General features: G+C 67.9%; 20 protein-coding genes and 1 pseudogene. 9 read left to right on the top strand and 12 right to left on the bottom strand.

Annotated elements, in window-relative coordinates; all coding sequences use genetic code 11:
* Positions 1–56: 56 nt before the first annotated feature.
* A complete protein-coding gene (gene aroB, locus ACIHA7_RS20600) occupies positions 57–1175 on the top strand; it encodes a 3-dehydroquinate synthase (protein ID WP_397291683.1) in 1119 nt (372 codons plus the stop codon).
* Between the two features lie 871 nt (positions 1176–2046).
* Here aroB and ACIHA7_RS20595 read toward each other — a convergent pair.
* The 6 genes and pseudogenes from ACIHA7_RS20595 to ACIHA7_RS20570 all read right to left on the bottom strand — a co-directional run bounded on the left by ACIHA7_RS20595 (position 2047) and on the right by ACIHA7_RS20570 (position 10190).
* Positions 2047–2505 (bottom strand): B-4DMT family transporter, encoded by a 459-nt coding sequence (locus ACIHA7_RS20595; RefSeq protein ID WP_397291680.1) that lies wholly within the window; start codon positions 2503–2505, stop codon positions 2047–2049.
* Positions 2506–3038: 533 nt separating this feature from the next.
* Entirely contained in the window at positions 3039–3914 is an 876-nt protein-coding gene (locus ACIHA7_RS20590) for a shikimate dehydrogenase (protein ID WP_397291678.1), read from the bottom strand.
* Positions 3844–5370 carry an endolytic transglycosylase MltG gene (mltG, locus tag ACIHA7_RS20585; RefSeq protein ID WP_397291676.1) on the bottom strand — a complete coding sequence of 509 codons (1527 nt, stop codon included), beginning with the start codon at positions 5368–5370 and terminating at the stop codon, positions 3844–3846. The genes ACIHA7_RS20590 and mltG overlap by 71 nt, the downstream gene beginning before the upstream one ends.
* Positions 5367–5891: pseudogene (ruvX, locus tag ACIHA7_RS20580) on the bottom strand (Holliday junction resolvase RuvX); the annotation flags it as partial. The pseudogene ruvX and the gene mltG, both read right to left, overlap by 4 nt.
* 147 nt (positions 5892–6038) lie before the next feature.
* Positions 6039–8705: an alanine--tRNA ligase gene (gene alaS, locus ACIHA7_RS20575; RefSeq protein ID WP_397291674.1), complete on the bottom strand. Its 2667-nt coding sequence runs from the start codon at positions 8703–8705 to the stop codon at positions 6039–6041.
* A gap of 138 nt (positions 8706–8843) precedes the next feature.
* Positions 8844–10190 carry a replication-associated recombination protein A gene (locus ACIHA7_RS20570; RefSeq protein ID WP_397291672.1) on the bottom strand — a complete coding sequence of 449 codons (1347 nt, stop codon included), beginning with the start codon at positions 10188–10190 and terminating at the stop codon, positions 8844–8846.
* 98 nt (positions 10191–10288) lie between these two features.
* Here ACIHA7_RS20570 and ACIHA7_RS20565 point away from each other — a divergent pair, with 98 nt between their 5' ends.
* The 3 genes from ACIHA7_RS20565 to ACIHA7_RS20555 all read left to right on the top strand — a co-directional run bounded on the left by ACIHA7_RS20565 (position 10289) and on the right by ACIHA7_RS20555 (position 13312).
* Positions 10289–11938, top strand: a complete 1650-nt coding sequence (locus ACIHA7_RS20565) for an alkaline phosphatase D family protein (RefSeq protein ID WP_397291669.1) — start codon at positions 10289–10291, stop codon at positions 11936–11938.
* A 326-nt stretch (positions 11939–12264) separates the two neighbouring features.
* Complete coding sequence (locus ACIHA7_RS20560; RefSeq protein ID WP_397291666.1) at positions 12265–12504, top strand: hypothetical protein; 240 nt, start codon at positions 12265–12267, stop codon at positions 12502–12504.
* A 46-nt stretch (positions 12505–12550) separates the two neighbouring features.
* On the top strand, positions 12551–13312 hold the full coding sequence (locus tag ACIHA7_RS20555) for an alpha/beta fold hydrolase (RefSeq protein ID WP_397291663.1): 762 nt from the start codon (positions 12551–12553) through the stop codon (positions 13310–13312).
* A 20-nt stretch (positions 13313–13332) separates the two neighbouring features.
* Here the strand turns inward: ACIHA7_RS20555 and ACIHA7_RS20550 are convergent, their stop codons facing one another.
* Both ACIHA7_RS20550 and ACIHA7_RS20545 read right to left on the bottom strand, forming a co-directional pair.
* On the bottom strand, positions 13333–13641 hold the full coding sequence (locus tag ACIHA7_RS20550) for a hypothetical protein (protein ID WP_397291660.1): 309 nt from the start codon (positions 13639–13641) through the stop codon (positions 13333–13335).
* A gap of 305 nt (positions 13642–13946) precedes the next feature.
* Positions 13947–15116: a phosphotransferase family protein gene (locus ACIHA7_RS20545; protein ID WP_397291657.1), complete on the bottom strand. Its 1170-nt coding sequence runs from the start codon at positions 15114–15116 to the stop codon at positions 13947–13949.
* A gap of 572 nt (positions 15117–15688) precedes the next feature.
* On the opposite strand from ACIHA7_RS20545, the gene ACIHA7_RS20540 reads away from it, so the two are divergent.
* On the top strand, positions 15689–16576 hold the full coding sequence (locus ACIHA7_RS20540) for a hypothetical protein (protein ID WP_397291655.1): 888 nt from the start codon (positions 15689–15691) through the stop codon (positions 16574–16576).
* 216 nt (positions 16577–16792) lie between these two features.
* On the opposite strand, the gene ACIHA7_RS20535 is transcribed toward ACIHA7_RS20540, so the two are convergent.
* Both ACIHA7_RS20535 and aspS read right to left on the bottom strand, forming a co-directional pair.
* Positions 16793–17761 (bottom strand): DUF389 domain-containing protein, encoded by a 969-nt coding sequence (locus tag ACIHA7_RS20535; protein ID WP_397291653.1) that lies wholly within the window; start codon positions 17759–17761, stop codon positions 16793–16795.
* Between the two features lie 73 nt (positions 17762–17834).
* Entirely contained in the window at positions 17835–19640 is a 1806-nt protein-coding gene (gene aspS / locus ACIHA7_RS20530) for an aspartate--tRNA ligase (RefSeq protein ID WP_397291651.1), read from the bottom strand.
* 384 nt (positions 19641–20024) lie between these two features.
* Between aspS and ACIHA7_RS20525 the strand changes: the two genes are divergently transcribed.
* Both ACIHA7_RS20525 and ACIHA7_RS20520 read left to right on the top strand, forming a co-directional pair.
* Entirely contained in the window at positions 20025–20948 is a 924-nt protein-coding gene (locus ACIHA7_RS20525) for a neutral zinc metallopeptidase (RefSeq protein WP_397291649.1), read from the top strand.
* Positions 20949–21062: 114 nt separating this feature from the next.
* The gene (locus ACIHA7_RS20520) at positions 21063–21596 is read left to right on the top strand and encodes a hypothetical protein (protein ID WP_397291647.1); all 534 of its coding nucleotides are present in this window, start codon (positions 21063–21065) and stop codon (positions 21594–21596) included.
* Between the two features lie 95 nt (positions 21597–21691).
* On the opposite strand, the gene ACIHA7_RS20515 is transcribed toward ACIHA7_RS20520, so the two are convergent.
* Positions 21692–23341: a hypothetical protein gene (locus ACIHA7_RS20515; protein WP_397291645.1), complete on the bottom strand. Its 1650-nt coding sequence runs from the start codon at positions 23339–23341 to the stop codon at positions 21692–21694.
* A complete protein-coding gene (locus tag ACIHA7_RS20510) occupies positions 23338–23814 on the bottom strand; it encodes a type VII secretion target (RefSeq protein ID WP_397291643.1) in 477 nt (158 codons plus the stop codon). Before ACIHA7_RS20510 ends, ACIHA7_RS20515 begins: the two co-directional genes overlap by 4 nt.
* A 64-nt stretch (positions 23815–23878) precedes the next feature.
* Between ACIHA7_RS20510 and ACIHA7_RS20505 the strand changes: the two genes are divergently transcribed.
* A complete protein-coding gene (locus ACIHA7_RS20505) occupies positions 23879–24880 on the top strand; it encodes an NAD-dependent epimerase/dehydratase family protein (RefSeq protein WP_397291641.1) in 1002 nt (333 codons plus the stop codon).
* Between the two features lie 107 nt (positions 24881–24987).
* Positions 24988–25722 (top strand): VOC family protein, encoded by a 735-nt coding sequence (locus ACIHA7_RS20500; protein WP_397291639.1) that lies wholly within the window; start codon positions 24988–24990, stop codon positions 25720–25722.
* The last annotated feature ends 2 nt before the right edge of the window (positions 25723–25724 follow it).

The following is a 25724-nucleotide window of genomic DNA, read 5'->3' as shown; positions in this document are numbered from 1 at the left end:
GCTCGCGTCCGCGCGCGCAAACACCAGGAAGCATCAACAGAATCGGAGCAGCAGACGTGAGTGAGCCGAATCGTCTCGAAGTTCGTACCGCGGACCCGTATCCGGTGATCATCGGCCGTGGGCTGCTCGGGGAGCTCGTCGAGGCGGTCAACGGCGCGACGAAAGGCGTGCGGTCGGTGGCGATCTTCCATCAGCCGCCGCTCGCCGAGACCGCAGAGGCGGTGCGCAAGGCGTTGGCCGACACCGGCATCGACGCCCATCGCGTCGAAATCCCGGACGCCGAGGCAGGCAAGGAACTCGCCGTCGCCGGCTTCTGCTGGGAGGTGCTCGGGCGGATCGGTCTGACCCGCAACGACGTCGTGGTGAGCCTCGGTGGCGGCGCCGCCACCGATCTGGCCGGCTTCGTGGCCGCCACCTGGATGCGCGGCGTGCAGATCGTGCACGTGCCGACCACGCTGCTGGCCATGGTCGACGCGGCCGTCGGCGGCAAGACCGGCATCAACACCGAGGCGGGCAAGAACCTCGTCGGCTGCTTCCACGAACCGGCCGCCGTGCTCGTCGACCTGGCCACCCTGGAAACCGTGCCGCGCAATGAGATCGTGGCGGGCATGGCCGAGATCATCAAGGCCGGCTTCATCGCCGACCCGGTGATTCTCGAACTGGTCGAACGCGACCCCGAGGCCGCGCTCGACCCCACCGGTGACGTGCTGCCCGAGCTGATCCGGCGCGCGATCCAGGTGAAGGCCGACGTGGTCGCCGCCGATCTCAAGGAGGCCAGCCTCCGCGAGATCCTCAACTACGGCCACACCCTCGGCCACGCGATCGAGCGCCGCGAACGCTACCGCTGGCGGCACGGGGCCGCCGTCTCCGTCGGCTTGGTCTTCGCCGCCGAGCTCGGCCGCCTCGCAGGCCGGCTCGACGACGCCACCGCCGATCGCCACCGCGCCGTCCTGGAGAGCGTCGGCCTGCCGACCACCTACGACGCCGACGCCCTCCCCCAACTCCTCGACACCATGCAGACCGACAAGAAAACCCGCTCCGGCGTGCTGCGTTTCGTCGTCCTCGACGGTCTGGCCAAGCCCGGCCGCCTGGAAGGCCCCGACCCCACCCTCCTCGCCGCCGCCTACTCCGCCATCGCTCGCGAAGGCACCCCGAGCAGCGGCGTCCTCCTGTAACCCGCCATCGCACAACAGAAACGGCGCCTCCCACGGAGTGCGCCGTTCTGTTTGCCTCGGAGCCTCTCCTCGAGCACGGTCAGCAAGCTACTGACCCCAGACGGCACAAGCCGGACGTTAGAAAGTCTCGTACCTCGCGTGAGCGGGTCTACTCGCTGAGGGCGAAGTTCGCAGGGGACACTAGGGGCGCGGAATCCACAGGTCGTACCGGTTACTACCGTCGGTGCGCATGGCGCATACCCCATGTGGAGACCAGTTCGGCGCGTCCTTCATGCAAACCACCCTCGAAACGTCCGACGCCGTTTCTACACATACGTAGTTCCACCTCGGCTGGACCGACGCACAGCGGCCGGCCTCCGCGGCCGCCTGTCCGGCAAACACGACTGTGGACGCAGCGAGTGTCATTGCCGCGGCAACCCCAATTCGAACCAACATGCCAATGTCCCCTCCCGTTGAAATTCATTGGACAGCAAGAGAATACCGCCGATCGGGGAACCATCGAGGGCGCGATTCGGCAGGTTGGCAGTGCCACGGTTGAGCGTTGGCAGCCCTGTCACCATTGCAGTGCAATGACCGCAGCGGCGGTCGTTTCATCACAAGATCGCCGCCCCGCCGACTAGGGCTGCAGGTCATGCGGGCTGCGAGTCGGCGCAGGGGTCAAGCCCGAGCGTAGGTCGAGCTGGGCGCAGGCCAGCCCCGGCGCGGCTCGGCGCGCGGGCACAGGTCAGACCAGATGTGGGTCCCAGATCTGGGTCGGGCAGGCTCGGCGCGCGAGCCGAGCACTGGACGGGCGGGCGGAGGTCGCGCCGACGTGGGGGTGGCGTGCCGGTCGGGCGAGAGCGGGCCAGGGCGAGTTTGTTCGCGCCGCGGGTCAGGCGGGGGTGGGTGCGGGGGTGGACTGTTTGTTGTGTGCGCGGTCCGCGAGGATGCGGCCGAGGCCGACGCCGATGAGGGCGGGGATGAAGATGAGCAGGACGATGAACGCGGAGCCTGCGGTGAGTTCGAAGAGGATGCCGTTGTCGCCGAGGTCGAACTTGGGCAGCCAGTCGAGCAGCCAGGCGCCGAGGCCGCTGCCGAGACCACCGGCCACCGCTGCCTTCAACCAGAGCAGGGTCAGGTCGGTGCCGCGTTCGGGATCGGGCTGGGCCGACCGGTCCTTGCGTCCGTCGAGCAATCCCCAGTACAGAACGACCGCGACGAGCAGGAACAGGCCGAACATCCGCATCCACACCCCGTGGGTCGGCCAGTTCACCATCGCGAACCCGAGCGCGGCACGCAGGAAAACCACCAGCGCGCCGAGCACGATGGCCCGCAACACCCAAGCATTCATGCGCACCACCATAACCCTGCCCATCGCCGAACCAAACTAGAACCGGTATCAGTTTTTGCGGAAAGGTGCTCCGACCGACAACAGAGTCGACTGCCCCGACTCCAGCAACAGAACTACGCCGACGTCTCACGTCCGTCGCGCCAAGTCTGTAGCGCACCCGTCGCCGACAGCGACCACCCGAACAACGCGAAATCCAGGGCACCCCGCCTAGCGCAATACCCAATCAGCGCCACCACGTCCTCCACACAATTCCATCCGCGAGCGGGGCGAGACGGCGGCCCCACCCGCAATTCGACGCCACCATGTCGCCCTCGACACGATGGCCATCTCCGGACGAGACACGATGGCAGCGCGGTCCCGATTGGGTGAGGAGGCCAACGGTGCGTCGCACCACCGAGCATTCCGCCAACGCCGACCGGTTCAGGCCTAACTCGGCGACACCCGCCGCACCCCTGCCGACACATCAGCCCCGTACAGCCGAACTCGCCAGCATCGCAGCTACTCGCCACCGACGTGCGCCTACACCAGTCGGCTCAGGCCGAACTCTCCAGCGCCGCAGCCATTTCCGCGCGCGGAGCTTTACGCCCGGTAAACAACTCGACCTGCCCATACGCCTGGTTCAACAGCATCTGCAACCCACTGACCACCGTATGCCCAGCCCGTGTTACCGCCTCAGCCAGCGGCGTCGGCCACGGGTTGTAGATCGCGTCGAGCACTACGGGAGCTTTCGCCACCGCCTCAGCGACCACCGCGGCGGCCTCAGCCGGAATCGTGCTCACCACCACGCTCGCGCGCTCGCACAGTCCGACGAGCGCATCCGGATCGAACGCGGTCACCGCCGCATTCATGCCGAGCCGCTCCGCGAGATCCAACGCGCTGCTTGCCCGCCCGGCATCCCGCGCGATCACCGTCACCGTTTTCGCACCGAGTTCGGACAACGCGAGCAGCGCGGGCCGCGCGGTACCACCGGCACCGAGCACCACCGCCTCATCCAAACCCGCGACTCCACCTCCGCGCAGCGCACCGAGCACACCGTCCACATCGGTGCAGTCGGCCAACCAGCCACCGTCGCGCCGGACGAGCGTGTTGGCCGAACCGACCAGCACCGCCCGCTCGGTGCGCTCGGCGGCGTAGGCCAGCGCGGCCTCCTTGCCCGGCATGGTCACCGAAAGCCCGATCCATTCGGGCCCGAGCCCGTCGACCAGTCCGGGCAACTGCTCGGCGGTGCACTCGATGCGTTCGTAGCTCCAGTCGAGCCCGAGCGCGCGGTACGCGGCCAGATGCAACTGCGGCGAACGGGAGTGCGTGATGGGCTTCCCCAGCACCGCCGCTTTGCGTTCAGCGACCACTGTCGAGGATTCCGCTCGCCTGTGCCTGCCGGATGTAGCGCTGATGCTGGGTGTAGTCATCGGTGAACAGGGTGGTGCCCTGCTTGTCGACCGTCACGAAGTACAACCACGGCCCGGGTTCCGGATTCTCCATGGCGCGCAACGCGTTCAGCGACGGCGCGGCGATCGGTGTCGCGGGCAGGCCGGACATCGCGTAGGTGTTCCACGGCGTTTCCTGGGCGCGGTCCGCGTCGGTGGTCTGCACCTCGGTGCGGTCGAGCGCGTAGTTCACCGTCGAGTCGAACTGCAGCATCTGCGGAACGCGCAGCCGGTTGACGATCACCCGCGCGACCTTGCCCATGTCCTGCGGCTTGGCCTCGCGTTCGACGAGCGACGCGGCGATCAGCGTCTGGTACGGCGTCAGCTTGGTCTCGCCGCCGGACTGCAACAGGCCGGTGGATTCATAGGCCTTGGCGCTGGCGGTGACGACCTGCCGCAGCATCTGCTCCGGCGTGCCGCTCGGGTCGAAATCCAGCGTGCCCGCGGCGATCAGGCCTTCCAGCTGCCTGGTCCGGTCCGGGCAGTTCTGCACGCCCTGCACGGCCCAGGCGGGCACGCCGAGCGCGGCCAGGTCGACGCTCGAACCGGCGGCCTGGAGTTGTTCGTAGGTCGCGCACTTCTGGTTGGTGCCGGTGCCGATGCAGCTGGCCTCCGCCATCATCCGGTAGATGCCGTCGGTGCGCCTGCCCGAACCCACCTCGAACTGGTCGTGCAGCAGTCGCCCCTCGGGGATGACGAGGTTGCCGACCCTGGCCTGCTTACCGGTCAACGCGGACACCGCCTGCACGGCGGGGCTGCGGCTCGGGATCGCGTAGAAGCCAGGCTGCACCGAGTTCATGTTCGTATTGCGCACGGCCGCTTCGATGAACGCGCCGGTGCTGGCGACGATGCCCTTCTCCTTCATGCTGGCCGCGATCTGCTGCGAGGTGTCGCCGTCGTGCACCTGCACCACGACCAACGGCCCGACCGGTCCCGCGAAATCCTCGGGCGGACCGAGCTTCTCGATCAGCTTCATGCCCGCGAACACCGCGGCACCGGCGAACAGCAGCACGAAGACGCCTGCGAACAGCCACATGGTGCGCCTGCGCCGCTTGCGCTCCTGCGCCTTGCGGGAGGCCGCACGCGAGCGTTTGCCGCGCTGCGCGCTCCGCGACCGCCTGCTGCCCTCTTCTGGCTCGTCGTCCTCGTGCCGAGCCGCTTCCCGGCGGCCGACGCGCTTACGCGGCGGGCGTTCCGCGTCGGCCCGCGGGCGTGGCGCGGGCTCGGGCGGGTCCATGTCGTCGGTGTAGCGCGGGATGACGGTGGTGTCGTCCTCGTAGTCGTCCCAGTCGTCCCGCTCTCGGCCGACCACTCGGTCCGTTTTGCCGCGCGAGTCTCTGCTGTTCTGCCCGCCCCAGGCTCGGTCGTCACGCCGGTAACGCCGATCAGCTTCGCGCTGTCGGTACCGTTCCTCGGCCCGTGCCCATCGATCCGTCATGCGTCGTCCTCGGACGACGCGTGTCGCACCGCTTCAACCGACCTCAACACCGCACTCCGTTCGTCCAACCATCCTTGCAGGATCGAGACGGCCGCCGCCTGATCGATCACTTGCCGCTGGCCACGCGCGCGAACTCCACTGTCCCGCAATGCACGTGCAGCTGACACCGTAGTCAAACGTTCGTCGGAAAGTCGTATAGGCACCGGCGACACGGCGGCCCGCAACTGCTCGGCGAATGCGGTGGCAATGGTAGCGGCAGCACCCTTCTCCCCGCGCAATGTTCGAGGGAGACCCACGATGACTTCGACGGCCTCGTATTCCCGCACAATTTCAGCAATTCTCGCGATATCGGGGGCAGGCCCGGCCGAGCGCTTGTTCGGCTTCGCACGCGGCACGGTCTCCACGGGCGTGGCGAGGACACCGTCGGGGTCGCTCGACGCGACGCCGATGCGGACACTGCCGACATCGACGGCAATTCGCCGGCCGCGACCCGGGTCGGTGTCTGGATGGGGTCGGGGGGGGGGGGGGGGGGGCCGGCCCCCCCCCGGGGGGGGGGGGGGGGGGGGGGGGCGGCCCGCCCCCCCCCCCCCCCCCCCGCCCGGGATGGTCGGGGTCGGACACGTCACGTGCCCGACCACCACCTCCCGCGGAATCACTCGGCGAGGCCATCACCCGGCCAGTTCGGCCACCCGAGCGCGGACCGCGGCGAGGCCGGTGGGAATCCCCGACGGGTCGGATCCGGCGCCCTGCGCCATCTCCGGCTTCCCACCACCGCGCCCCGCGATGCTCGGGCCGAAGGCGCCGACCAGGTCACCGGCCTTGAAGCCGAGATCCTGAGCACCCTTGTTGACGGTCACCACGAACGGCACCTTGCCGTCGGCGTTGCCGAGCAACACCACCACGGCGGGTTGCGTGCCGAACCGGCCGCGGATATCGGTGGCCAGCGTGCGCAGATCGCCCGCGGGGACACCCTCGGGCGCCGCGACGGCGACCAGCAGCACGCCACCGATCCGCTCGGCCTCCTCGACGAACTTGCTCGCCGAGGACAGCACAGCGGCCATCTTGGTGCGCTCGAGTTCCTTCTCGGCCACCTTGAGCCGCTCCACCAGCTGCTCGACCCGCGCGGGCACCTCTTCCGAGGGCACCTTCAGCGAGGACGCCACACCGGCCAGCAGCGCGCGCTCCTTGGCCAGGTACTTGTAGGAGTCGAGGCCGACGAAGGCCTCCACGCGGCGGATGCCGGAACCGACCGACGACTCGCCGAGCACGGTGATCGGGCCGATCTGCGAGGAGTGCTGCACATGCGTACCACCGCACAGCTCCATCGAGAACGGGCCGCCGATCTCCACCACGCGCACCTCGTCGCCGTAGTTCTCGCCGAACAGCGCCATCGCGCCCATCTGCTTGGCCTTGGCCAGGTCGGTCACGAAGGTGTTGACCGGGAAGTCCGCACCGACCGCGTCGTTGGACACGGCCTCGATATCGGCCTTCTGGCTCTCCGACAGCTGCCCCTGCCAGTTGAAGTCGAAGCGCAGGTAGCCCGGCTTGTTCAGCGAACCCGCCTGCACCGCGTTCGGGCCGAGGATCTGCCGCAGCGCGGCATGCACCATGTGCGTGCCGGAGTGGCCCTGGGTGGCGCCGCGACGCCACGCCGGATCCGCCTGCGCGAGAACGACATCGCCCTCGGTGATCTGCCCCTGCTCGACGGTGGTCTTGTGCACCCACAGCTTCTTGGCGATCTTCTGCACGTCGTTGACGCGCAGTTTCACACCCGACGCCGTGATGGAGCCGCGGTCGGCGATCTGGCCGCCGGCCTCGGCGTAGAGCGGGCTGCGGTCGAGGATCACCTCGACGTCCTGGCCCGCCGTGGCCACCGGCACCCGCACGCCGTCGGCGATCAGGGCGAGCACGTTCGCCTCGGAGGTCAGCTCGTCGAAGCCGGTGAACTCGGTGGCGCCGCGGTCGACCAGCTCCTTGTAGACGGTCAGGTCGGCGTGGCCGTGCTTGCGTTTGCGCGCGTCTTCCTTGGCGTTGGCCACCTGCTGGGCCATCAGCTCACGGAAACCGTTCTCGTCCACCGTCAGCCCGGCCTCGGCCGCCATCTCCAGCGTCAGCTCGATCGGGAAGCCGTAGGTGTCGTGCAGCTTGAAGGCGTCCGATCCGGGAATCGTGTTGCCGCCCTTGGCCTGCACCGCGCTCGCAGTGTTGTCGAACAGCGCGGAGCCGGTGTTCAACGTCTTGAGGAAGGCCGTCTCCTCGCCGACGGCGACGGTCTCGATGCGCTGGAAATCGGTGGCCAGTTCCGGGTACGACGGCGCCATCAGGTCGCTGACGACCTTCATGAACTCCGCCATCACCGGCTTCTCCGCGCCGAGCAGTCGCGCCGAGCGCACGATCCGGCGCAGCAGCCTGCGCAGGACGTAGCCGCGCCCGTCGTTGCCCGGGTTCACACCGTCGGCGATCAGCATGGCGCTGGAACGGGTGTGGTCGGCGATCACCCGGAAGCGGCGATCGTTCTCGTGCTCGACGCCGTAGGAACGGCCGGTGAGCTCCTCGGCCTTGTCGATGATCGGGCGAAGCAGGTCGGTCTCGTAGACGTTCTCCACGCCCTGCAACAGCATGGCGACACGCTCGACGCCCATGCCGGTGTCGATGTTCTTCTTCGGCAGCGAACCGATCGGCGGGTGGCCCTCCTTCGGGCTCAGTTCACCGCGAACGTCCTGCATGAACACGAGATTCCAGATCTCGAGGTAGCGGTCCTCGTCGGCGACCGGGCCGCCGTCGCGGCCGTACTCGGGGCCGCGATCGAAGTAGATCTCCGAGCACGGGCCGCCGGGACCTGGCACGCCCATGTCCCAGTAGTTGTCCTTGCCGTCGCGGAACTGGATCCGCTCCTCGGGAATGCCCGCGACCCGACGCCAGATCTCGGCCGCCTCCGGATCGGATTCGTACGCGGTCACCCAGATCCGCTCGGGATCGAAGCCGAAACCGCCGTCCTCCTGCGACTTGCTGATCAACTCCCAGGCGAGGCGGATCGCCTCTTCCTTGAAGTAGTCACCGAAGGAGAAGTTGCCCGCCATCTGGAAGAAGGTGTTGTGCCGCGTGGTGACGCCGACCTCTTCGATGTCACCGGTGCGCACACACTTCTGCACGCTCGTCGCGCGCGGGTACGGCGGAGCCTCCTGGCCCAGGAAGTACGGCTTGAACTGGACCATGCCTGCGTTGACGAACAGCAGGTTCGGGTCGGCCAAGATCAACGAGGCACTCGGCACCTCGGTATGGCCGGCACGGACGAAATGGTCCAGGAAGCGCCGTCGAATCTCGTGGGTCTGCACAGATATCCAGCCTACCGGTGCGGTGCACGTGGTTTTTCATCGAGTCGGGTGCTGTGCGCGAGCCCGCAACCTTGCGGCGATTCGGTCGATTGTCCGACCGAGCTGTCGGGGTGTGGTCCTGTCGGCTGGGCGTCGCGCCTACTTTCCGCGGATGATCCGGCGCAGCTTCTCCACCCGCGGGCCGACCTCGCGCTCGTTGCCGTGGTCGGTGGGTTGGTAATAGTCGACGCCGACCAGCTCGTCCGGCGGGTACTGCTGGGCGAGCACGCCGTCGCGGTTGTCGTGCGGGTATTTGTAGCCCTTGGCGTTGCCGAGTTTCGCCGCGCCCGCGTAGTGCCCGTCGCGCAGGTGCGGCGGTACCGCACCCGCTTTGCCAGCAGCCACGTCGGCCATGGCGGCGCCGAGCGCGGCGATCACGGCACCGGATTTGGGCGCGCTGGCCAGGTGAATCGTGGCCTGAGCCAAGGCGAGGCGGGCCTCCGGCAAACCGACCAGCTGGACGACCTGTGCGGCCGCGGTGGCGGTTTGCAAGGCGGTGGGGTCGGCCATGCCGATGTCCTCGCTGGCATGGATCATCAGCCTGCGCGCGATGAAGCGCGGGTCCTCCCCCGCCGTGAGCATTCGCGCGAGGTAGTGCAGTGCCGCGTCGACGTCGGAGCCGCGGATGGACTTGATGAAGGCGCTGATCACGTCGTAGTGCTGGTCGCCTGCCCGGTCGTAGCGGACGGCGGCCTTGTCCACGCTGGCCTCGACGAGCTCGACGCCGACGGTGCCGTCGAGCGAGGACTCGGCCGAGGCTTCCAGCGCGGTGAGCGCGCGGCGGGCGTCGCCACCCGCGATGCGGACGATGTGGTCGAGTGCCTCGTCGGACACCGTGAACTGGTCGTCCAAGCCGCGTTTGTCGTGGATCGCCCGCAGCAGTACCTGACGGATGTCGTCCTCGGTGAGCGACTGCAGCTGCAGAACCAACGAGCGCGACAGCAGCGGCGACACCACCGAGAACGACGGATTCTCCGTGGTCGCGCCGACGAGCAGCACGATCCGGTTCTCCACCGCGGCGAGCAGCGCGTCCTGCTGTGTCTTGGAGAAGCGATGCACCTCATCGATGAACAGGACGGTCTGCTCACCGGCCGACAGCCTGCGCCGCGCCACATCGATGACCGCCCGCACCTCCTTCACTCCCGCCGACAAGGCGGACAGCGCCTCGAACCGGCGACCGGTCGAATGCGAGATGAGCGACGCCAACGTCGTCTTACCCGTGCCAGGCGGACCGTACAACAGCACCGACGCCGCCCCCGACCCCTCGACCAACCGCCGCAGCGGCGACCCTGGCCCGAGCAAATGCTGCTGCCCGACCACCTCGTCCAACGACGCGGGCCGCATCCGCACCGCAAGCGGTGCACCGGCGTCACGGCGCACCACATTGTCGATGCTGTGCTCCGCGGGCACACCGTCGCCGGGCACGTCGAACAAGCCATCGGTCACATCCGGCAACGTTACCGAGGTCCACCGACAAGGAGATCTGGGCGGTGTGCGGCGAGCCGATTTGCGTGTCGCCCGGACATCGGATGTGATCAATACTCGTGGCTGAAAACACGGTCGTTTCAGATTCTCCGTTCGGGCCCTTCACGCGGCGCACCCTGCTGAAAGGTGGCGCGGCGGCCACCGCGACGGCGCTGCTGAGCGCGGCTCCGGCGCGGGCGGCGAGCGCGGTGTTCCGGCACGGTGTCGCCTCCGGCGATCCGTTGCCGAACGGGGTGATCCTGTGGACCCGCGTCACCGTGTCCGACGACGCGGTGCCCGGTTCGGGGGTGGGCGAATCGACAAGTGTGCGTTGGGAAATCGCTGAGGACGAGAGCTTCGGCACCGTCACGGCGTCCGGAAACGTCACGGCCGCAGCGGCTTCCGATCACACCGTGAAGGTCGATGCCGCGGGCCTCGCCCCGGGCCGCGAGTACTTCTACCGCTTCACCGCCCTCGGTGAGACGTCGCCGATCGGCCGCACCCGGACCGCCCCGGCGCTCGACGACGCACCGGAGCGCCTCCGCCTCGGGATCGTCTCCTGTGCGAACTGGGAGGCCGGATACTTCGGCGCCTACCGGCATCTCGCCGCCCGCACCGATCTCGACGCCATCGTGCACCTCGGCGACTACCTCTACGAGTACGGCCGCGGCAAGTACGGCGGACGCAATGGCACTGTGCGGCCACATGATCCGGCGAACGAGATCGTCAGCCTGGCCGACTATCGAATCCGCCACGCGCAGTACAAGACCGATCCCGATCTGCTGGAGTTGCACGCCCGCCAGCCGTTCATCTGCACCTGGGACGACCACGAATCCGCCGACAACTCGTGGTCCGGCGGCGCCAACAACCACAATCCGGCCACCCAGGGCGACTGGCAGGACCGCCGGGCGGCGTCCGCGCAGGCCTATCTGGAGTGGATGCCGGTGCGCGCGCAGGGTTCCGGCGCACAGGTGCAGATCTACCGCAGGCTCCGCTTCGGCACGCTCGCCGAACTGTCCATGCTGGACCTGCGCAGCTATCGCGACCAGGAGGCGAAGCCCGGCGCGGGCTGGCGCGAGGCGGACAACCCCGCGCGCACCATCACCGGCAAGGCCCAAATGGACTGGCTCACCGCGGGTTTGACGTCCGCACCGGTGCGCTGGAAGCTGGTCGGCAACTCGGTGATGATCGCCCCGCTCGTCTTCCCGCCGCTCGAACCGGCCACCACCGCCGCGATCACCAGCACCCTCGGACTCCCGCAGTCCGGCCTCACCGTCAACGGCGACCAGTGGGACGGCTACACCGCCGACCGCCAGCACCTGTTCCGCGCGATCACCGAACAGCAGATCTCCGACGTGGTGTTCCTGACCGGCGACATCCACACCTCCTGGGCCGCCGACCTTCCCGTCGACGCGGCCAACTACCCGGCAGGCGCCACCGCGGGCGTCGAGTTCGTCGTCCCCTCGGTCACCTCGACCAGCATCGGCGACCTGCTGAAACTCAACTCGGCCCCCATCGCGGACTCGATCAGGAGCGTCAACCGCCACCTGCACTACGCCGAACTGGACTCGCACGGCTACGGCGTCCTCGAGGTAATCCCGGAGCAGACTCAAATGGACTGGTTCTACCTCCTCGACGTGACCGACCCGAACTCCGCTGTGCGCCACGGAACTTCGCTGGCCGTCCGATCCGGTGGCCGCCTCGAACCACGCTCCGTGCCGGCCGGCTGAGCGCGACACCCGGTTCACGACAGCCCCGGTCGAATAAAACACCACGGAAACGGCTCGAAGACCGCCCGAAGGACGACGCGGAGTAGGTCTTTGGTAGGACGACATTCGTGTCGACGGCGCCGTACGGTTCGGCCCGAGAGCAGTTCGACCCACACCGGGTCAAGGACGCTCGCCGGAATTCATTCGAACCAGGAGCAACAATGCGAAACCGAAAGTACAGGCTCGCCGTCGGCATCGGTTCCACGCTCGGCCTCGTTGCTATGACGGTGGCCTTGGGCGGCGGCACAGCGAATGCACGGCCGGAGAACTGTCAGATCGATCGAACGTTGACCAGTGCGTCCGCCGTTTGTCACGCCGGCACCGGCGCCCACACCGTCGAAATCGATTGTTTCGGCTTGTTCGTCAAGCCGGCGGGACTTTTCCCGGAGTTCGGCCGCTACACCGCATTCGGCTATCCGTTCACCCAGATCGGCCAGCGGTCCGAGGCCAGTTGTCAGGCAGGCAGCACCATCAATTTCGGCGTTGTCACCGATGCGCGCATCCGCGAGACGTTTCCCGGGTCCTGAGGTCTCGATCGATCCGCTCGTAACAGTCGAGGAAAGAAAACCAACGATGCCGATCGCACGTAGCCACGGATACAAGATCGCCTTCGAGGTCATCGGTGATGGACCACCGCTGGTGCTGCACCCCGGGATGTTTCAGATCGGCGCGCACTGGACCGAGGCCGGATACACCTCCGCTCTGGCGGCAACCCACACGGTGATCACCGTGGATCCACTAGGTCTCGGCAATAGTGACGGGCCGCGAGAGCCGGCCGACTACGCGCTGGAGCGGCGGATCGACTACGTGACCGCGGTGCTGGACGAGGTCGGCGCCGATCGGGCCGCGTACTGGGGTTATTCGCTCGGCGCGTTGACCGGATTCGCCATCGCCGTGCACGCCCCCGAGCGTCTAGCCTGCCCCGTCGCGGGCGCTTTCGACCCGATCGACGGATGTGGTTCTGCCCTCGCTCTGCTGCGCAACCAATTGGGTCTGCCCGAGGACGCGGATGTGTACCCGCTGATCGTGCAGGGATCGATCGCCGATCCCGCGCTGGCCGCGGTGATCGAGGCGGCCGATCCCGCGGCGTTGCGCGCGAACTACGCGGCTTTCGCCACCGAGCCGGGCCTGCACGACCGCTTGGCCGAGTCGCCTGTGCCGATGCTCTTGTACGCGGGCACCGACGACATCTGGCACCAGCCGATGCGAACCTTTGCCGAGCAGACCGGCACGCAGTTCTTCTCGATACCCGACCACGATCACATCACCGCGTGGCGCAACGCGACCGAGGTGCTGCCACGCGTTCGGCCGTTCCTCGTCGGCGATCCGGGCTGACCCGCCCAGCGGTTCCGGGGTTACTCGCCCCCGCCTCCCCCACCACCGCCGCCGCCTCCGCAGCCACCACCGCCGTCGCCGCCACTGCAGCCACCGCCGATGCCGATGCCGGCACCGCCGGCGGCCCAGCCGCGGGAGCCTTTCCTGCCGCGCCGCCGATTTCGGCCGCCGCCGGGGAACTGCCCGCTCAGCTGGGTGCCCGCCTGTTGGGCGCGGGTCAAAGGATTACCGCCGTCGGCACGGTGCGCGTTGCGGCGGCGGATGACCAGGATTGCGAGCACGGCGGCAAGGATGGCCAGCACGGCAATCGCGGAGAGCAGGTAACCCATGTTGGCCCCCTAGATTATCTTCCGACGCTTGAAGTCGGACTCTCACGCATTGTGCCACTTTCTATCGGCCCATCGGTAGCGTCAATTTTCGGGGGCCACCCGCGCAATTCGTTGCAGTACCAATCCGATTCAGTGATGCTGCCACTCATCGGCTCCACCGCCACACCAAAACCCACCACAGGCTCTCACCTCGAACCCCAAGTCGCACTTGACGTAAGTTCTGCGCTCTCGACGCACGCTGCAACCTCAGTCAAGAGCACGGAAACCACGTCACGTCGGCGGCACGGGACGGTGGGTACGTTCTGCTACTCGGACCAGCGTTCTTCGAGCATTGCGGAGACGTCTTCGGCGAAGTCGCCGATGATGTCGTCGCCGGTGCAGCGGGCGTCTTCGGCGAGTGCGGCCCAGCGATTGATCAGGGCTTCCGACCGCGGCACGGACATGCCGTGTTCTCGCGCGGCGGCGATGCGGGCGTGGTCGGCGGGGAGGAACCAGTAGGTGGACAGCCAGACCCAGATGAGCCGGGCTTCGAGGATGCGCTCGGACATCAGCTCGTCGTCGGCGAGCGCAGGCCACACGCCGACCACTTCGGAGCGCCACGCTTCAACCATCTGCCTGGCGCGTTCCCTGGACAGTTCGAAGTCGCAGAGGCAGCCGGGGAACGACACCAGCGCGTAGGCGATATCGAGGGTGGCGTCGCGGAAACCGCCCCACTCGTAGTCGAGGAAGCGTGCGCCTTCCTCGTTGAGAATCACGTTGTCGGGGCACAGATCCGACGGACTGAACGCGCGGAACCGCCCGGCGGAGAACAGTCGGTTGCCGCGCACGATCCGTTCGGCGATCTCGCCGGGCACCTCGATGCCGAGTTCGCGCTGCAGCAGGCCGGGCACCTCGGCGATCGCGGACTCGGCCTGCTGGGCAATGCCGTCCACGCGATGCACCACGTCGACGCGGCGCAGCAGGGCGACGAAATCGGCTTCGCGACCGACGGTGGCGGCGTGCATGCGGCCGAGCGCCTGCGCGAACGCCATCATTCCGTTCCTGGTCGCCGGTTCGGCGCCGGACCGCAACATCTGGGTGAGCAGCGAATTCTCGCCCAGGTCACTGAGGATCAGCAAACGCTCAGGCAAACTGTGCGCGATCAGGTACGCGCCCGGTCGCTGTTCGCGACTCAGGGCGGTGGTGAACTGGTACGACACCGCTTCGCGGAGGAACGCGGAGTCGATGCTCGCGACTCCGGGCGCGAGACCACCCGTGGTGCGGTCCCGCGAGTGTCCGCGAACCTGCTTGACGATGAGGGTTCGCGGCAGCGAGTAGGGGTTTTCCGCTACACGCACACGGAGAACCGTCGTTCTACCACTACCGCTGAGTTCGATCGGATCGCTCAGCTTTACCGGAGCACCCATTCGCTTTGTGAGCAACTGTTGCGCTGCGGACACGACTTCGGCGGCGCGTTCGGCCAATAGTGCGGTCATCGCCCTTCAAGTTACTCGCATCAGGTCACTTCTAGCGAGCGGATACACAACCTTTCCGCGTCGTTCGGCGTGTCTCTCTCGAGGTTACGGGACGAGCGGCCGTTGCTTGACACGATTGCACCCGTCAGGTTTTCTCATCGTCAACTGCTCTGCGCCACACCGCAAACCAGTTGAGTGGAAAGGTCTATGGCATGACCGGCACACCGCCTCCCCCGCCCCACGCATCAGCTGGCGACCCTCCCGAGCACGGAGACGACGAACGCCACGCGACGCCGCAGCGCCAGCACGAGAGTCACCCACCGCAGCCGCCGGGCACGAGCACCGAGCACGGCAAGCACGAGATGGCGGGGGCGGCCGGGTACCCGCAGTTCGAAGGTCCGGGCGCCGCGCAGTACGGCAGCGAACCTGTGGAGCCACCACCGCCGGTAGCACCGCCGCAGCAATCAGCACACCCTGAGCAAACGGCTCAGCCGAGTTACGGTCCGCCGGGGACCGGCCCCGGAGCGACACCCGCGGGTGCCACGCCACCTCCGGGCACCGAGCCGCCGGGATCAATGCCGTCCCAAGGAAACATGCCACCGGGAGCGACGCCGCAGCAGGGGACGATGCCACCCGGTTCGATGCCCCCGCAAGGGAACGTGCCGCCGGGATCGCCGGGCACCATGCCACCCGGATCGATGCCGCAACAGGGCACCATGCCGCCGGGATCGATGCCGCCACAAGGGAACGTGCCGTCCTACGGTGCGCCACCACAAGGCGACATGCAACAGCCGGGCATGATGTCCCCGGCGGGAAACCCACCCATTTACGGCTACCAGCAGGCCGCGGTTTCCACCCCCGGCACCCTCGATGTGGGACAGGCACTCAGTTACGGCTGGGAACGGTTCCGCTCGAATCCAGGGCCGTGGATGGGAGTGATCGCATGCGGCCTGGTCATCTATCTCGGCTTCGTGCTGGTCGTGCAGCTCACCGACCCGACGACGCTCCTGCCGGTCCTGCTGATCTTCCTCGCGGTACTCGCCGCCGTCTGGTTGCTGCAGGCCGCGATGGTGCGCGGGGCGCTCTATGAAACCGACGGCTACAAACCGCATTTCGGTTCGTACTTCCGTTTCGTGAACGCAGGCAATGTGCTGATCACCGCCCTGCTGGCGTTCATCCTGACGGTCATCGGTTCAGCGCTGTGCCTCGTTCCCGGACTCATCGCCGGCATCTTGTGCATGTTCTCCCTGCACTTCGTCGTCGACCAGAACGAGGGGCCGTTCGAGGCGATCAAGTCCAGCGCCACGCTGGTGGTCACCAACATCTGGCCGGTCCTACTGCTCGCCCTTTCTGTCCTGTTCGTCACCTTCGTGGGTGTTCTACTGTGCGGTCTCGGCCTACTCGTCGCGGGCCCTGTGGCGGTCATGGCAGTCACCTACGCCTACCGAACCCTCACCGCAGGCACCGTCTCCCCCCTTTAACCAGCCCACGTCGATGTAAGCCGCACGCTTTTCTGCAAAGCCGCGCACCCTTGAGCCGCACACCCTTTCGGTAGGCCGCACACGACCTGTACTGGGTGTGCCGCTGACAAAAAGGGTGTGCGGCTGACGAAGCACCCGTGCGCCGCAGGCCGGCCGGCGGAAGCACAACCACCGCCACACCGCCAGATCGGCCGGTCCAGTTACGGGCCTGTAGTCCTACTTCTCAACCAACGAGCGCATTCCGACCCAACGCTTGAAACGCCCCACCGGACCGGATTCCTTGCCCGCACGCGGCCGCAGCGCAAGCACGATCACACCGGCCGTGACGACGCCCGCCAGGTTCACCGCGAGCTGGCCCGCGGACATGAACGCCGCATTCCACTCCCCCAAAGTGGCTGCGACGACAGCGAATCCGGCAGCGGGGACGGTGGTCACCGAGATGAACACCCCGATCAGTGCCGCCGATTTCGACGTGACCAGCGACAGCATGCCCGCCGCCCCGGCCAGCAACGCAACGACCAGGGAGAACGGTCCGACCTCATAGATGAAGTCGACGTTGGGCAGGCTCTCCACACCGTTCAGCTTGATCCAGCCGAACTGTTCCCACAGCAACGTGGCGAACAGCGTGATCAGCATCGCCACCGGGAACCCGATCGCCAACGCGATCGCGGATCGCCGCGCCAGCCGAAAGTCCCTGCGCACCATGCCGACCGCGAACGCGGCCAGCGGACCGAACTCCGGCCCGACCACCATCGCCCCGACGATGGTCACCGGGGAATCGGTGGCCACACCTACCGCGGCGAGCAGGCATGCGATGGTAAGGAACGCGAGGAACGTCGAGTTGAGCGTCGACTCCTCTTTCGTCTGCGCAAGCAGTTCTTCCCACACCACCGCATCGGTCGGGTCGCCCGGCGCCGCCTTGACCGCCCGGTCCCCCGCCTCAGACAACACGGTCTCGACCGGCCCGAGGGTGATGCCGCCGGATTCGGGGATGCCGAGGGCGGTCAGCTCGGCCAACACCTCGTTGCCCGCCTCGCGCGCGACGTCGGCCTGTATCAGGTCGCCTGCGGGTTCCACCGCGACGCCGCGAGCCAGGGTCACATGGGTGGCCCCTGGGTTCGCGGCGAGCACGGCCAGCACCTTGTCGGTGGTGTCCGACGGGCTGATCATGCGCAGGTGCAGCAACGGATCCCCTCGTGGTCAGCGTCGCCCGGCGGGTCGACGGATCGAAACTGTCCAGAAGGTACCGTTCCCACCGTTATTCGGCGGGTTGGCCCGCCTTCGCGTCGGCCTTGTCGCCCTTCGCCGCGGGCTTGGCGTCCAGCCCCGCCTCCTTGCGCTGCTGCTCGGTGATCGGCGCGGGCGCGTCGGTCAGCGGGTCGACGCCGCCGCCGGTCTTCGGGAACGCGATCACCTCACGGATCGAGTCGAGCCCGGCGAGCAGCGCGACGATGCGGTCCCAGCCGAACGCGATGCCGCCGTGCGGCGGTGCGCCGAAGGCGAAGGCGTCCAACAGGAATCCGAACTTCTCCTGCGCCTCCTCCTGGCTGATGCCCATCACCTTGAAGACGCGCTCCTGCACATCGCGGCGGTGGATACGGATGCTGCCGCCGCCGATTTCGTTGCCGTTGCAGACGATGTCGTAGGCGTAGGCGAGCGCGGAACCCGGGTCGGTGTCGAAGGTGTCGACCGATTCCGGCTTCGGCGAGGTGAACGCGTGATGCACCGCCGTCCAAGCCGAATGACCGAGCGCCACATCGCCGCTCGCGGTGGCCTCGGCGGCGGGCTCGAACATCGGCGCGTCCACGATCCAGACGAACGCCCACGCGTTCTCGTCGATCAGCCCGACCTTGCGGGCGATCTCGCCGCGTGCGGCGCCGAGCAGCGCGCGCTGCGCCTTGGCCGGGCCCGCCGCGAAGAACACGCAGTCGCCGGGCACCGCGCCGACGTGCTTGGCCAGCCCGTCGCGCTCCGCGTCGCTCAGGTTCTTGGCGACCGGACCGCCGAGCGTGCCGTCCTCGTTGATCAGCACATAGGCCAAGCCTTTGGCGCCGCGCTGCTTCGCCCACTCCTGCCAGGCGTCGAGCTGACGTCGCGGCTGGCTGGCGCCGCCCGGCATGACGACCGCGCCGACGTACGGCGCCTGGAACACCCGGAACGGCGTGTCCTTGAAGTACTCGGCGCATTCGGTGATCTCGATGCCGAAACGCAGGTCGGGCTTGTCGGAACCGAAGCGCCGCATGGCTTCCGCGTAGGTCATGTGCGGAATCGGGGTCGGGATCTCGTAGCCGATCAGCTTCCACAGCCCGGCCAGGATCTGCTCGGCGAGCAGGATCACATCGTCCTGGCGCACGAAGCTCATCTCGATGTCGAGCTGCGTGAACTCGGGCTGACGGTCGGCGCGGAAGTCCTCGTCGCGGTAGCAGCGCGCGATCTGGTAGTAGCGCTCGATGCCGCCGACCATCAGCAGCTGCTTGAACAGCTGCGGGCTCTGCGGCAGCGCGTAGAAGCTGCCCGGCTGCAGGCGCGCGGGCACCAGGAAGTCGCGGGCGCCCTCCGGGGTGGAGCGGGTCAGTGTCGGCGTCTCGACCTCGACGAACTCGTGGTTCGCCAGCACGGCGCGGGCGGCGGCATTCGCCTTGGACCGCAGCCGGATCGCGTGCGCCGGACCTTCGCGGCGCAGGTCCAGGTAGCGGTACTTCAGCCGGGCCTCTTCACCGGGCTGCTCGTCGAGCTGGAACGGCAGCGGCGCGCTCTCGTTGAGTACCTCGAGCTCGGTGACGTTCACCTCGATGGTGCCGGTCGGCAGCTCCGGGTTCTCGTTGCCGTCCGGGCGCAGCTCCACCACGCCGGTGACGCGCACGCAGTATTCGGCACGGAGCCGGTGTGCCTGCTCGGCTGGTTCGCCCTCGCGGAACACCGCCTGCGACACCCCCGACGCGTCGCGCAGATCGATGAAGATCACGCCACCGTGGTCACGCCGCCTGGCCACCCATCCGGTGAGGGTCACGGTCTGACCGGCATGCTCGCTTCGCAGCGAACCAGCCAAGTGGGTGCGCAGCACAAGGTTCCTTTCGACGACTTCGCACCGGCAGGCAATGGCCAGGTGCGCTAGTCATCGTAGCCAGCCAGGACGCTGAGCCGAAAACCGATATCCGCGCTGTTCACCTGACGCGCGGTGGCCACTGCCATTTTCAGGCTGCCAACTATTCCTGACGATTTCCTGCGCCATCCGATACGAGCTATTCCGCCACGCTCGCGGCAGCCCCTCGCCGCCTCTGTTTCCATCGCGACATCCTCGCGCCGCACAGGGTTGAACCGCCCGGAACGTGGCATCCCGGGACCGTGGCGAAACACGTCCGCCGGGTGGAATCAGACCCCGCCCCGCTTGTGTCAAGCTTTAGACCACGCGGCGCCCGTGCAGGCGACAACACAGAGAGCGACGACGATGACCTTCAACGAGGGCATGCAGATCGACCCGGACCGGGTTTCGGTAGGTGGCGGACCGGGCAGGGGCGGCAAAATCGCGCTGGGGGGTGGTGCGGGCGGACTGATCGTGCTGGTGCTGGCACTGCTGCTCGGCGGCGATCCAGGTTCGCTGATCGGCGATCTCACCGGCGCCCAGGACTCTCAGGTGGCACCGGCGCCCGGTGGCTTGCCGGAACGCTGCACCGACGGAGCGAGCGCCAACAAATACGTCGACTGCCGGGTGGCGCTCACCATCCAGAGTCTGGACTCGGTGTGGGCGCCGGAACTGCCGAAGCAGACCGGCCAGCGTTATGTGGAGCCGAAGGTCCGGATGTTCTCCGGTGCCATCAGCACCGGATGCGGCAATGCGACCAGCGCGGTCGGCCCGTTCTATTGCCCGGCCGATCAGAGCGCCTACTTCGACGTCAGCTTCTTCCAGGAGCTTACCGATCGCTTCGGCGCCAGCGGCGGGCCGCTCGCCCAGGAATACGTGGTGGCGCACGAGATCGGCCATCACCTCCAGAATCAGCTCGGCGATATCGACCGCGCCCAACGGGATCCGCAGGGCGCGAACTCCGCCGCCGTGCGCACCGAGCTGCAGGCCGACTGCTACGCCGGTCTCTGGGCGCACTTCGCGGACAAGACCCCGGCGCCGGGCAGCAACCAGCCATTCCTGAAGCCGCTGTCGGACAACGACATCCGCGACGCGCTCTCGGCCGCGTCGGCCGTCGGCGACGACCGGATCCAGCAGGCGTCCCGGGGACGGGTGAATCCGGAGGCGTGGACGCACGGATCGTCGGAGCAGCGGCAGAAGTGGTTCCTCACCGGATACAAGACCGGCCAGGTCAAGGCCTGCGACACCTACTCCGCGCCGAGTGTGGACAATCCGCCGGCACTGCGCTGACCGGTCGGATTGCCCAACACGCCAACCGCATTCGCCACGCGCGGATTTGACGCTCCGCTGACATCCCTGTGCGATGTCAGCGGAGCGTTGTCATCGACACGGAGGTTGCGAACTATGCGCCGAACGAAAGCCGCACTGCTGGTCGCCATGCTGGCGCTCGCGATCAGCACCGGAACCGCGGCAGCCGACCCGCCCGACCAGCCGGCGGCGCACGGTCCCGTCTCCGCTCCGCTCGCGCTGCTCACCCTCACCACCATCCCGAACGGCTGGCAGACCCGCATCGACCTCCGTCCCCAGCTCGAGGTGTCCGGTGACGGGCGAGCCGTGAAAATGCCCGATGCCGTTGCCGCGGAACGACATCCGGACAGCCCGCCGCAGAAGGTCAACGGCCACATCCCGCCCGAGGCCCTCACCGCCGCCCTGGCCGAAACCCGAGCCCTCGCCGCCGTCGACTTCGGCATGCCGACCATCACCGATCAAGGCAGCCAAATCATCGACCTGATGCCGCAGGCACCCGAGGAAGACGCCCACCTCGTCGTCTACGCCCCCGACTCCACCGAAGGCCTTGCCCCAGAACAACAAGCCGCCCGCAAACGCTTCGCCGACCTCTACCGCAAACTCCTCGACGCCTTCGTCCCCAGCCCCTGACCCCACCCTCGGCCGAGCGCCTATTCCCAACAGCAGGAAGCCCGGCCCGAGCAAACGTCTGCTGCTCGAGCCGGGCTACCCCGAACGATGTCTTCCTAGAACTGATCCTGCTCGTAGTCGGAGCTGATGATCTCATCGGAGTGCGTCGCGCCGATGACATCCGGGGTGGATTCACCGAGCGGACCGGTGAGGTCGTCGTTACCGGTGGCACTCTGGTAGGGCTGCACATTGCGCGAGTGCTCGTCGTCGTTGCGCTGCCCACCTGCAGCGCCGGGAGCGCCCATGAAACCGCTGCCCGCACCGGCGGTGGTGGTGCTCGGTGTGCCGGTCGAGGTCGGACCGAAACCGGTGGCGGGGACGCCGCTGATCGGGCGGATCGGCGACATGCTGGTGCCGGGCAAGGCGGTGGCCTTGGGCATCGACGGGGTGCCGGTGCTCGGCCGACTGCTCGGACTGCCGGTGCCGGTACGGCTCGACGGGCTGCCCGGTACGCCGACCGGAGTGCCGTGGTTGGTCGTGCTCGGGCTGTTGGTGCTGGTCACCGATGAGGGCGAGGTGGTGGTCGGGGCGCCGGTGGACGAGTTCAAGCCTGCGGCCTGGGTTGCGGTGTCCGACGCGGTGGACTTGGCCTGCTCCAGGATCGGCTGGCCGACGTTCTGGGCCAGCGCCTGCGCGATCTCCTGTGGGGCCGGTCCGCCGCCGGGGGCGACCAGCTGCTGCACCATGCCGCTCAGCTCGCCCGTCTTCCCGGCGAGGTCGCCGCGGGTGGCGTTGACGATGCCGACGGCTTGACCGAGATGCTCGGTCGCCGACGCCATCAGTGTGGCCTGGGCGGGCGGGGTCAGAATCACCGGCGCCATCGCGGTCGCCTGGGTGGCGAACGACGAAGCGACGGTGAGCAATTGCGCGTTCCCCTGCTGCACCACCGCGGCGGCCCGCTGGGTGAGCTCGGAGATGTCGATGCCGCGCTTGCTGGTTTCCTGGCCTTCGGTGTTGGCCTGCTGGCTGGCGGCCTGCGCGTTGCGGGCGGCCTGGCTCTGCCACAGTTGCTCGACGGTGGTCATGCTGCCCTTGCCGACCTGCATGGCCATATCGATGACCTTGGAGGACTGGCTCAGGATGGCGGTCGGGTCGAGCGCGCCGATGACGCCGGTGCCGAAGCTGCCGAGCAGGTCGAGGATCGGCTTCATCAGCAGGTCGACGCCGGGCAGCGCGGGCACCGCGACGCCCTGCATGAGCGCGGCGACCGGGTCGGCGGGCAGGGCGGGCAGCGAGGTCGGGACCGCGGCGCCGGCCTGGCTCACCGCGGCGGCGGCCGCGCTGGGCGCCGAGCCGAGTGCGCCGTTCAGCACGCCGGTTGCCTGGTCGAGCGCCTGCGTCACCGGAGCGGACACGTGCTGCAACGCGGCTTGGGTGTCACCGAGCAGGGCCGAGACATCGGACGGCACGCCGACGATGCTTTGCGCGTCCGGCGTGGGATTGCCGTTCATGCCCGGCAGGCCTGCCGGGGTGGCGAGCGCGTTGTTCTGCTCGTCGCTGATCCGCTTGGACAGCACGAACTCCGGCGACTCGATCGGCGGCATGTCGTCGGGCACCTGGCCGAGCGGCACGTCGAGCACGGCCTGGGCGGCCGAGTTCTGCGTCGCCTCGAACACGGCCTGCTGGCTGATGGCCACGTTCTGATCGGCGGCGTGCGCTATCGCGTGCTCCTCCGGTGCGATCACCCCCGTGTCGAGTGGCTTCATACCGCGCCGCCGATCTGGTTGCCGATGGCGTTGAGCGCGGCCGAGCTGGACCAGTCGGTCGCGTCGTAGGCCGCGGCGGCGCTGAACGCCGACTCGGAGAGCTTGGAATACTTGGCGGACAGATCGTTGATGTCCTTCGCCTGCAGCACCTGCGCCGCGGCGAACATCGCCAGATAGTCGACCCCGATCAAGCCGAACACCGGCACGAGTGCCGAGACGTTCTTGACCGCGTCGAAATTACCTGCCCCCGCAAGATCACCGGCGATGCCCGCGTTCGTGGCGGCGAACGCCCGGACCGCGTCGGTCTCTACCGAGAGATCACTCATCGAGTTGCCCCCCAAATCGTCGTGCACATCAGTGTCGTGAACTTCTTCGTCGTCACCGTCTGCCCATGCCGAACGGCATCGGCCGCTACGGTTGGGCTCAATATAGCGGACGGTACCGGCAACTTTCGAGCCCATCGCGACGTTCACAAGGGGAATAGGAAGGAAACTGGAACGTGTTGCAAATTAGAACAAGTTCTATATTCTCGATGCCATGAAGGTCGCAGTGACCGGCGCAGCCGGCTACCTTGGCACGAATCTGCTCCGCCTGCTGGTCGCGCGCGGCCATGAGGTCACGGCCATCGATCGGGTGGTGCCACCGACGGCGGGCGAGCCGAACGTCACCTGGGTCAGCGGGAACGTGCTGGATCCGGCGTCGATGCGGGAGACGCTGCACGGCGCCGAGGTCGTCTATCACCTGGTCGCGGTGGTCACCCTGGCCGAGAAGAACGACCTGGCCTGGAAGGTGAACACCGAGGGCGTCCGGGTGGTCGCCGAGGCCGCGCTCGCGGCCGGCGCGCGCCGCATGGTGCACACCAGCTCCATCCACGCGTTCAACCAGTACACCTGCGGCGGACGGATCGACGAGAGCGCGCCACGCTCCACCGATCCCACCCTCCCCGTCTACGACCGCTCCAAGTGGACAGGCGAGGTCGCGCTGCGCAAGGTGATCGACCAGGGCCTGGACGCGGTGCTCTGCAACCCCACGGGCGTGTTCGGCCCCCTCGACTACAGCAAGCCACTGTCGCGCATCAACCGCACGCTGCGCGACGCGGCGCAGGGCCGCATTCCGGCGATGATCGGCGGCGGCTTCGACCTGGTCGACGTGCGCGACGTGGCGCAGGGCTTGGTGCTGGCCGCCGAGCGCGGCCGCACCGGCGAGAACTACCTGCTCGGCGGCGAGATGATCTCGATGCTCGACCTGTGTCGCCTCGCCGCGACCCACGGCGGCAAGCGCGGCCCACGATTCGCCATCTCCCCCAAGCTCGTCGGCGCGGCGATTCCGCTGCTCGCGCCGATCGGCAAGGCCTTCAAATCCGACATCGTCTCGAAAGCCGCACTGGGCGCGCTGATCTCGGCCCCCGTCGTGGACCACGGCAAGGCCGAACGCGAACTCGGCTACCGACCGCGCTCGACCGACGAGACGGTGCGCGACCTCGTCGCCTTCTTCGCCGACCCGACCCCGCTGGCACCGGACACTCGACAGATCGCCTGATCAACGGCACCCGGACCGACTAGTCAAGCTTGCTTAGTCGCTCTCCGGGTGCTACTTTTTCAGCAGCTAGCCAAATTTGGCTAGTTCTCTGAAAGAGGGTATTCTCAATGGCCGGCGAAGTGACGGTGCCGATACTGCCGTGCAATTCGATCGATGACGTCGCCGAGTTCTACCGGATGCTCGGCTTCGAACAGACCTACCGCCAGACCCGCCCGAACCCGAGCCTGGTCATGCGACGGGAAGATATCCACCTGCACTTCGGCGCGATCTCCGGCTTCGAACCGGCCGATTCCTACGGTTCGTGCGTGGTGCTTGTCCCCGATATCGGCGCGCTGTTCGCCGCTTTCGCCGAGGGGATGCGCGCGGTACACGGCAAGCTACTGATCTCGGGAATACCGCGGATGACGCGCCCACGCAAGCGCAAGAACGCCGACAACCTCACCGGATTCCTGGTGGTCGATCCTGGCGGGAACTGGATTCGCTTCCACCCCAAGGCCGCAACGCCGGAACAGCCGGTCGGCGCGAGCAGGGGCAGGCTGCGCAAGACGCTGGACAACGCGGTCGTCATGGCCGATTCGCACGGCGACAATGCCCAGGCCGCAAAGATTCTCGACGGCACCCTCGCGCGTGAGCAGCACACCGCGACACCGGTCGACCTCGTCGACGCACTGACCTACCGAGCCGAATTGGCAGTCCGGATGGGCGATCCCGACTTGGCAGGGCGGCTACTCGACCGCAGCCGGACGATACCGTTGACCGACGCCGACCGCGGCACCCTCGCCGATGCCCTGGCCAACGCCGATGAGCTGCAATGCATTCTGCGCTCCCCCGGCACCGACTGAAA

It is taken from the genome of Nocardia sp. NPDC052316 (assembly GCF_044547795.1).
Lineage (GTDB): Bacteria > Actinomycetota > Actinomycetes > Mycobacteriales > Mycobacteriaceae > Nocardia.
The sequence above is the reverse complement of the archived record's forward strand: the minus strand, read 5'-3'. Positions and strand labels throughout refer to the sequence as shown.